The sequence below is a fragment of the Mesorhizobium sp. M1E.F.Ca.ET.041.01.1.1 genome, assembly GCF_003997355.1.
Lineage (GTDB): Bacteria > Pseudomonadota > Alphaproteobacteria > Rhizobiales > Rhizobiaceae > Mesorhizobium.
This window is the reverse complement of record NZ_RZSL01000497.1, coordinates 1-4,582: the sequence shown is the minus strand read 5'-3', so window position 1 is coordinate 4,582 and position 4,582 is coordinate 1. Positions and strand designations below refer to the sequence as shown.

At 64.6% G+C, this 4,582-nt stretch carries 4 protein-coding genes; all 4 read left to right on the top strand.

What is annotated here, in order from left to right; translation table 11 throughout:
• A partial coding sequence (locus EOA38_RS28700; RefSeq protein ID WP_145966101.1) for a glycosyltransferase family 2 protein occupies positions 1-810 on the top strand: 810 nt, incomplete at its 5' end.
• Positions 800-1,750 (top strand): glycosyltransferase family 2 protein, encoded by a 951-nt coding sequence (locus EOA38_RS28695; RefSeq protein ID WP_245480940.1) that lies wholly within the window; start codon positions 800-802, stop codon positions 1,748-1,750. The genes EOA38_RS28700 and EOA38_RS28695, both read left to right, overlap by 11 nt.
• A gap of 74 nt (positions 1,751-1,824) precedes the next feature.
• Positions 1,825-2,721 (top strand): UTP--glucose-1-phosphate uridylyltransferase GalU, encoded by an 897-nt coding sequence (gene galU, locus EOA38_RS28690; RefSeq protein WP_127300816.1) that lies wholly within the window; start codon positions 1,825-1,827, stop codon positions 2,719-2,721.
• A 167-nt stretch (positions 2,722-2,888) separates the two neighbouring features.
• Positions 2,889-4,582, top strand: a 1,694-nt coding sequence (locus EOA38_RS28685) for a GNVR domain-containing protein (RefSeq protein WP_127300815.1), incomplete at its 3' end; no start/stop codon positions are given.

The window sequence follows — 4,582 nt, the reverse complement described above, 5'->3', positions numbered from 1 at the left end:
AATGACGATGAGCCGAGCGCGCAGTCGCTGGTGAAGGCCTTGGCGCAGGAGCTGAAGCTGCCGATCCGCTATCGCCACGCGCCGGCGCGCAACATCTCGATCGCCCGCAACGCCTGCCTCGATGCCAGCGTGTCGGACTTCGTGGCCTTCATCGACGACGACGAGACGGCTTCGCGCGATTGGCTCGTCGAACTTGTCGCAACCGCGGAGGCGACCGGCGCGACGGCCGTGCTCGGACCGGTTCGCGCAAGCTATCGTCCGGATGCGCCGGACTGGATGCGCAAGGGCGATTTCCATTCGACACTTCCCGTCTGGGTGCGCGGCGAGATCCGCACCGGCTACACCTGCAACGTCCTGCTCAGCATGACCGAGGAGAGCCTGCGCAGCCGGCGCTTCAGCTTGGCGCGCGGCCAGACCGGCGGCGAGGACACCGAGTTCTTCGATCATATGGCCAAGGCCGGCGGGCGCATCGCCTTTGCCCCGAAGGCCTTTGTCGACGAGGTGGTGCCGCGTTCCAGGGCGGCCTTCGACTGGCTGCGCCGCCGCCGCTTCCGCTTCGGACAGACGCATGGCCACCTCATCGGACGCAACGCCGGCGGCGTGCGCCGCATCGGTCAGGTCGGCCTCGCTTCCACCAAGGCGGCCTATTGCTTCGGCATGGCGCTGTTGACGGCGGTGAGCCCTGTGCGACGGAACCGCAGCGTGCTGCGCGGCATTATGCATGTCGGCGTCGTCAGCGGTTTGGTCGGCGTTCGCGAAATCCGCCAATACGGCCTCACACCGCAGGAAGGGGACAAGCGTGCAGCCTGACGTCAGCTTCGTCATCGCCGCTTACAACGCCGAGGCGACCCTGGACCGTGCGATCGCCGGCGCGATGGCGCAGCGCGATGTCTCCGTCGAGATCATCGTCGTCGACGACCGCTCGAGCGACCGCACGCTCGATGTCGCGCGCGCCTATCCCGAAGACGTCGTGAAGGTTGTCGCGCTGCCGGCCAACCGGGGCCCTGGCGGCGCCAGGAATGCCGGGCTCGATCGGGCCATCGGCCGCTGGGTGGCGGTGCTCGATTCCGACGACGCCGTCCTGCCCGGCAGGCTGGCGGCGATGATCGCGCGGGCGGAAATGGCAGGCGCGGAGATCGCCGTCGACAATGTCCAGGTCGTGCGCGAGGACGGCACGCCCGACGACATCATGTTCCCGACCGCCTATCTCGAGGCGCTGCGCGAGATCTCGCTTGCCGACTATATCGCCGGCAACGTGGTCTTCGAGTCGCGCTTCAACCTCGGCTATCTGAAGCCGATCTTCCGGCGTCGTTTCCTGGACGAAAACCAGCTTCGCTACGACGAGAAGCTGCGCATCGGCGAGGACTACATTCTTTTGGCGAGCGCCCTGGCCAGGGGCGGCCGCTGCGTGGTCGAGCCGACCACCGGTTATGTCTACCACATCCGCACCGGCTCGATCTCACGCGTGCTCGAACTGCATCATGTCGAGGCGATGGCTGAAGCCGATGCCGCCTTCGCCGCGGCGCACGTCATGGATGACAGCGCAAGAATGGCCTTCGCAAGGCGCGGCCGCAGCCTGCGCAAGGCGGCGTCGTTCCTGTCATTGGTCCAGCACATCAAGGCGCGTGCGCCGCTCAAGGCGATACGCACTGCGCTCAGCGATCCGGCCGCGGTCAGGCATATGTCGATGCCGATCGCGGTTCGGCTGAGAAGGGTTGCGGCACAGTTTGCCGTGGGGACGGGGAGGTAAGCATGCGGGCGGATGGAATGAATTTTCATAGCCGGCGATAGGTTTGAAATCGATCTCCTCAGAAGGAATAAGCGATGCAGAAAGTCAGGAAGGCAGTCATACCGGTGGCGGGGCTCGGAACGCGGTTCCTGCCGGCGACCAAGTCAATGCCGAAGGAAATGCTGCCCGTCGTCGACAAGCCTGTCGTGCAATATGCCGTGGACGAGGCGTTCGAGGCCGGCATCGAGCACATCGTCTTCGTCACCGGACGCAACAAGGCGGTCATCGAGGACTATTTCGACCTCCATCCTGAACTGATCGGAACGCTTGAGCAGACCGGCAAGAAGGCGCAGCTCCAGTCGCTGGAAAGCCTGCTTCCGGTGGCCGGCGCCACCAGCTTCATCCGCCAGCAGTCGCCGCATGGCCTCGGCCACGCCGTATGGTGCGCGCGCGATGTGATCGGCAACGAGCCCTTCGCCCTGCTGCTCCCCGACATGGTGTCCTTCGGGACGCCGGGCTGCCTCGCCGAAACCGTCGACCTCTATCAGCGGACCGGCGGCAACGTCATCGCCGTCGAGCGTTGCGATCCTTCGGAAACCGGCAAATACGGCATCGTCGGCCGCGGCGCCGAGGTGGCCTCAGGCTTCGAAGTGACCGCCATGGTCGAGAAGCCGGCCCCCGCCAAAGCGCCGTCGAACTTCTACATCAACGGCCGCTACATCCTGCAGCCTGAGATATTCTCCCTGCTCGGCACCCAGCAGCGCGGCGCCGGCAACGAAATCCAGCTCACCGACGCCATGGTTCGCCTGGCCGAGAGCCAGCCGTTCTACGCCCAGCCCTTCAACGGCCGCATGTTCGACTGCGGCTCAAAGGAAGGCTTCATCGAGGCCACCATCGCCTTTGCTCTGGCGCGCGATGACATGAAAGGACCAGTCTTCGAAATGCTGCAGCAATTCGTCCGGTCGCACGAGCGCCGGGAAGTGGCCGCATAATGCCCAAATTTTGGGTGCATATGCGAAATCGCGATGGCGCGACATCGCCGCAAGCGCTTGGCCTTCTTGGCCAGGCGCCCCGTGGCACGAATGTTGCGTGGTCTTTTCTGGTAACGACGCCACTCTTCGAAGGCCGGTAGCGCCTGCAACCTGGAATTGGACCGAAGATGAATTATGCCAACTTTCCTCTCGACAAGAGGATGCCATTGCCCAACGCCGAAGCGGAAAAGGGTGAAGACTTCATCGACGTCGAGCGTCTGCTTGGCATGGCGGCCCGGCAGGCCAAGGTAGTGGCGGTCTGCGCCATCATCGGCCTGTTCCTGGGCGTCATCTACCTGCAGACCACGCCCAAGCAATTCACGTCCGTCTCGAGCGTGCTGATCGACGAGGGCCTGAACAAGGTCGTGGACGACATTTCGGCGGCCAACGCCACGCAGCAGACGGACGCGACCATCCTCAGCCAGATAGAAATTCTCAACTCGGCGCGGCTGGCGTCGGTGGTCGTCGACAAGCTGAAGCTCGACCAGAACGACGAGTTCATGTATCCGCCGCAATCGGCCCTTGCCAAGGGCATCGGTTTCCTGCGCGGCGTGGTTTCCTATTTTCGCGGCGGCTCGAGCACGGATGACATCCCCGGGATCCAGAATGTCGACGCCGCGACGCGCCAGGCGATGATCACCGCCGCCCGTCACGACTATGCGGTCCTCAAGCTGCAGACCGACTTGATGGCGGATCGCGTCGGCCGCAGCAACGTCATCACCCTGGGTTATCAGTCGACGGATCCGGCCCTCGCGACGGCCATCACCAAGGCCTATGCCGAGGCCTATCTCGCCGATCAGCTCAATGCCAGCTTCGACGCCACCGAGCGCGCGGCTGTCTGGCTGCAGGGCAGGCTGACCGAGCTTCGTCAAAGCTCGCAGCAGGCCGCCATGGAGGTCGAGAAATTCAGGGCCGAGCACGGTCTGTCCGCAAACAGCGACGGCCAGTTGATCAGCGGCAAGCAGCTTTCCGACCTCAACGCCCAGCTCATCATCGCGCAGGCCGATACCGCGCGCGCCAGCGCCCGCTACCAGCAGTACAAGGCGATCGTCGACAGCGGCTCCGAGAATGCCTTCAACGATTCGGCGATCGCATCTGATCAGCCGAGCAGCTCGGTCATCATCGGGCTCAAGACCCGTTATCTCGCCGTCTCCAAGCGGCTGCAGGATGTCGAGGCGAATTTCGGCAAGGACCACCCCCAGGCGGTGGCGCTCACCAAGGAAAAGGCCGATGTGTCGGCGCAGATCTTCGGGCAGTTGAAGCAGATCACCGAAAGCTATCGCAACGACTTCCAAGTGGCGCAGGCGCGCGAGGCCGAGCTCAGGCAGAAGATCACGACCGCTGCCGGCCAGAGCTCGGCCGACAACGAATCGCAGGTGAGGCTGAGAGAACTCGACCAGCAGGCGCAGGCGCTCTCCACGCTCTACCAGACCTTCCTCGGCCGCTATCAGGAAGCCTCGCAGCAGCAGTCCTTCCCCGTCGGCAAGGTGCGCATCATCTCGGACGCGAACATGCCGCTTGCCGCGTCGAGCCCGCGCACCATCAGGGTGCTGGCGCTCTCATTGGTGCTTGGCCTTATGCTCGGCGCCGGCTTCGGCGGCCTCAATGAATTCAACGAGCGCTTCTTCCGCACCGGCGAGGACATTCGCGACCGCGTCGGCCTGAAGTTCCTCGGCTACCTGCCGACGATCGGCGGCGGCAAGGCCAAGGAGTCGAAACCGGACGACCTGCCGGCCGACGGCAAGGTCACCAGCCTGTCCGCCGCCGAGAAACGGGCGCGCATGCGGGTGAGTCTCGATGCGCCGGCCTCGATGTTTGCCGA